We start from the raw sequence: 4,166 nt of genomic DNA, 5'->3' as shown, positions 1-4,166 counted from the left end.
CAACCCGCCACGCCCACGTTCCTCAACGCCGGCAAGGCCCAGCGCGGCGAGCTGGTCTCCTGCTTCCTGTTGCGCATCGAAGACAACATGGAGTCGATCGCCCGCGGCATCAACTCGGCGCTGCAGTTGTCCAAGCGCGGCGGTGGCGTGGCCCTCTCGCTGACCAACATCCGCGAGCACGGCGCCCCCATCAAGCAGATCGAAAACCAGTCCTCCGGCGTCATCCCGGTCATGAAGCTCCTCGAAGACAGCTTCTCCTACGCCAACCAGCTCGGTGCCCGCCAGGGTGCGGGTGCCGTGTACCTGCACGCCCACCACCCGGACATCTACCGATTCCTGGACACCAAGCGTGAAAACGCCGACGAGAAGATCCGCATCAAGACGCTGTCCCTCGGCGTCGTCGTCCCGGACATCACGTTCGAGCTGGCCAAGAAGAACGAGGACATGTACCTCTTCTCCCCGTACGACGTCGAACGCGTCTACGGCGTCCCGTTCTCCGACATCTCGGTCACCGAGAAGTACTACGAGATGGTGGACGACTCCCGGATCAAGAAGACCAAGATCAGCGCCCGCGAGTTCTTCCAGACCCTCGCGGAGATCCAGTTCGAGTCCGGCTACCCGTACATCATGTTCGAGGACACCGTGAACCGGGCCAACCCGATCGCGGGCAAGATCACCATGAGCAACCTGTGCTCGGAGATCCTGCAGGTGTCCACGCCGTCCATCTACGCCGAGGACCTCAGCTACGAGACGGTCGGCAAGGACATCTCCTGCAACCTTGGTTCGATGAACATCGCCAAGACCATGGATTCCCCGGACTTCGGCCTTTCGATCGAGACGTCCATCCGGGCCCTCAGTGCGGTGTCGGACATGTCCTACATCAACTCGGTGCCGTCCATCGCGCAGGGCAACGCCCAGAGCCACGCCATCGGCCTCGGCCAGATGAACCTGCACGGCTACCTTGCCCGTGAGCACGTCCACTACGGTTCCGAAGAGGGCCTGGACTTCACCAACATCTATTTCTACACGGTGCTGTTCCACGCTCTCCGTGCCTCGAACAAGCTGGCCATCGAGACCGGCCAGCCCTTCGGCGGCTTCGAGAACTCGACGTACGCCAGTGGCACGTTCTTCGACAAGTACACCGAGCAGGAATGGGCCCCGGAGACCGGGCGCGTCCGCGAGCTTTTCGCCGGCATCCACATTCCCACGCAGGACGACTGGCGCGAGCTGAAGGCTTCCGTCATGGAGCACGGCATCTACAACCAGAACCTGCAGGCCGTCCCGCCCACAGGCTCCATCAGCTACATCAACAACTCGACGTCCTCGATCCACCCCGTCGCGTCGAAGATCGAGATCCGCAAGGAAGGCAAGATCGGCCGCGTCTACTACCCGGCCCCCTACCTGACGAACGACAACCTGGAGTACTACCAGGACGCGTACGAGATCGGTTACGAGAAGATCATCGACACCTACGCCGCGGCGACGCAGCACGTGGACCAGGGCCTGTCCCTGACGCTGTTCTTCAAGGACACCGCCACCACGCGTGACATCAACAAGGCGCAGATCTACGCATGGCGCAAGGGCATCAAGACGCTCTACTACATCCGCCTCCGCCAGCTCGCGCTCGAAGGGACCGAAGTTGAGGGCTGCGTTTCCTGCATGCTGTAACCGATAACGGTTGTTTATTTGCGGCAGCCGCCGCGCCTCAAAACTGAAGAGCACGACGCCGGGTGAGCGCCCGGCGTCGTACGCTTACCTTAAAGAACACATACGTTAAGGGGACGAAATGACCGAGAAGGTCAAGCTGCTTAGCCACGTCGAAGCGATCAACTGGAACCGCATCCAGGATGACAAGGACGTGGAGGTCTGGAACCGCCTGGTCAACAACTTCTGGCTGCCGGAGAAGGTGCCGCTGTCCAACGACGTCCAGTCCTGGCACACCCTGACGCCGGACGAGCAGCAGCTCACCATGCGCGTCTTCACGGGCCTGACCCTGCTGGACACCATCCAGGGCACGGTTGGCGCGGTTTCCTTGATCCCGGACGCGATCACCCCGCACGAAGAGGCCGTGTACACCAACATTGCCTTCATGGAGTCGGTGCACGCGAAGTCGTATTCCTCGATCTTCTCGACCCTATGCTCCACCAAGGAGATCGACGACGCCTTCCGCTGGTCCCTCGAGAACGAGAACCTGCAGAAGAAGGCGCAGATCGTCATGGACTACTACCAGGGCGACGATCCCCTGAAGCGCAAGGTCGCTTCGACGCTGCTGGAATCGTTCCTGTTCTACTCCGGGTTCTACCTTCCGATGTACTGGTCTTCCCGGGCCAAGCTGACGAACACGGCAGACCTCATCCGCTTGATCATCCGCGACGAAGCCGTGCACGGCTACTACATCGGCTACAAGTTCCAGAAGGGCCTCGAAAAGGTCTCCGAGGAGAAGCGCCAGGAAATCAAGGACTACACCTTCGAACTGCTCTTCGAGCTGTACGAAAACGAAGTCCAGTACACGCACGACCTGTACGACGGCGTCGGCCTGGCTGAGGACGTCAAGAAGTTCCTGCACTACAACGCCAACAAGGCCCTCATGAACCTCGGCTACGAGGCGATGTTCCCGGCGTCCGTCACCGACGTAAACCCGGCCATCCTGTCGGCCCTGTCACCTAACGCTGACGAGAACCACGACTTCTTCTCGGGGTCCGGGTCGTCTTACGTCATTGGTAAGGCTGTTAACACTGAGGATGAGGACTGGGAGTTCTAGTTCCTTTTCCTCGGCGTCGGTCGTCTTAGCCGTCAACGAAGCTGCCCCCGCACGGAAATCCGTGCGGGGGCAGCTTCGTTATTTCCTTCCCCAATACCTACTTATCTAGTCGGCGCACCATTTCAGTGATCCAGATGGGCGCGAACGGAGAGGTGCAGTTCGGGGGAGTCGGGTAATCCTTGAGCACCTCCAGGCGCTCACCGATGTCGATGGCGCGGGCGCGGTAATCGGCGTGTTCGATTCCGATCTGGGCCAGGCAGTGGTTCATGGCCCATTGCAGGCGGTCCGGGGCGTCTTTCATTTCGGCCTCGATGACGTCGAGCAGTCCTGCGAGGTCCAGGCCCTCGGGATTCTTTGAAACGCGTTCAGTGGTCAGAGCCCAGCCGGCACTCGCGACCACTGGATCGGGATCGGTGAACCAGGCAAGGCGGAGCTCTTCGCAGTGCGGATTCTTCTTCACCACGTAGTTGACGAGCCAGTCGTGCACTTTGGGTACACGTGCAGCACGCAACATGACGTCCAGCTCATCGCGCTCGAACGCCTTCGGACGGCAGATAAGGATCGCGAGCAGTCTGGCTGCCGTGTCTTCGGTCGCCCAGAGCTGGTGCGCGAGTTCCTGCTGCGTCTTCAACCGCTTCGCGAGCGCGCGCAGTTTGCCGAGGTTCACACCGTGATCGTCACCGTGTTTCTCGTTCACCGCGCGTGCTTTCGGGTCCTCGAGCGCGGCCAGCTCGGCAACTATCTCGTGCACGGACGTCTCTGCCACCTCAGCCTCCTGTTCATCATTTGTGGCTTGAGCTTACTAGGACGCGCAGCCTCGCCGCGCCGTCACGAGGGCGTGCAGAGGCTGCCGGCCGGTGTCCCCTCTCCGGACTTCCACGTGGTCAGGCGCTTTGGTGCGCGGCGGATTCCGGGAAGGGGTCGTCGAGGGGCACAGGCCAGTCCGGGTCGTAGAGATCGTCGGCTTCCGAGTCCGCGTCGGGCCATGGGTGCGCGGCCGTGAAGGAGTTCCAGTCCGGGAACGGATCCGCGGGCAGTTCCGGTTCCTGAAATGCGGGCGGGTCCAGGTCAGGGAGGGTGTCCGGTTCCTGGCCGGTCGGGAGGTGGTGTGGCCAGTGGGGTGGTTCCCAGTCCTGGTGTTCGCTGGGGTAGTGCCGGTGTGAGGGTGAGGTCCACCCGGGGGGATTGTCTTTGCTGGCCGGGGTGGGGGTCCATGCGGTGGTGTGTTTGAGGCGGTGGTGTTTGGGGCAGGGCTGGCCGAGGTTGGAGATGCCGGTGGTGCCTCCCTGGGCCCAGGCCAGGAGGTGGTCTGCTTCGTTGTCCAGGGAGTGGTTGTTGCAGCCTGGGAAGGGGCACTTGCCGTCGCGGAGCCGGAGCCATTGGCGCTGGGCTGTGGTGAGGCGGT

4 protein-coding genes are annotated in these 4,166 nt (G+C 62.0%); 2 read left to right on the top strand and 2 right to left on the bottom strand.

Annotated features, from left to right (window positions below):
• Both nrdE and nrdF read left to right on the top strand, forming a co-directional pair.
• A partial coding sequence (gene nrdE / locus AHiyo1_RS17005; RefSeq protein WP_059389330.1) for a class 1b ribonucleoside-diphosphate reductase subunit alpha occupies positions 1 to 1,668 on the top strand: 1,668 nt, incomplete at its 5' end.
• 118 nt (positions 1,669 to 1,786) lie between these two features.
• Positions 1,787 to 2,761, top strand: coding sequence for a class 1b ribonucleoside-diphosphate reductase subunit beta (nrdF, locus tag AHiyo1_RS17000; RefSeq protein WP_059389329.1), 975 nt, complete (start codon positions 1,787 to 1,789; stop codon positions 2,759 to 2,761).
• A 97-nt stretch (positions 2,762 to 2,858) separates the two neighbouring features.
• Here nrdF and AHiyo1_RS16995 read toward each other — a convergent pair whose 3' ends face one another.
• The gene (locus tag AHiyo1_RS16995) at positions 2,859 to 3,527 is read right to left on the bottom strand and encodes a DNA alkylation repair protein (protein WP_059389328.1); all 669 of its coding nucleotides are present in this window, start codon (positions 3,525 to 3,527) and stop codon (positions 2,859 to 2,861) included.
• 118 nt (positions 3,528 to 3,645) lie between these two features.
• Positions 3,646 to 4,166: HNH endonuclease signature motif containing protein (locus tag AHiyo1_RS27080; RefSeq protein WP_253257411.1), on the bottom strand; the 521-nt coding region annotated here is incomplete at its 5' end.

The organism is Arthrobacter sp. Hiyo1, assembly GCF_001263615.2.
Taxonomy (GTDB): Bacteria; Actinomycetota; Actinomycetes; order Actinomycetales; family Micrococcaceae; genus Arthrobacter.
Note: the sequence above shows the minus strand (reverse complement) of the source record. Positions and strands in the feature narration are given on the sequence as shown.

What these genes read in the sequence shown, in the direction of transcription:
- nrdF (WP_059389329.1), top strand. Translation starts at nt 1,787, where the DNA reads ATGACCGAGAAGGTCAAGCTGCTTAGCCACGTCGAAGCGATCAACTGG.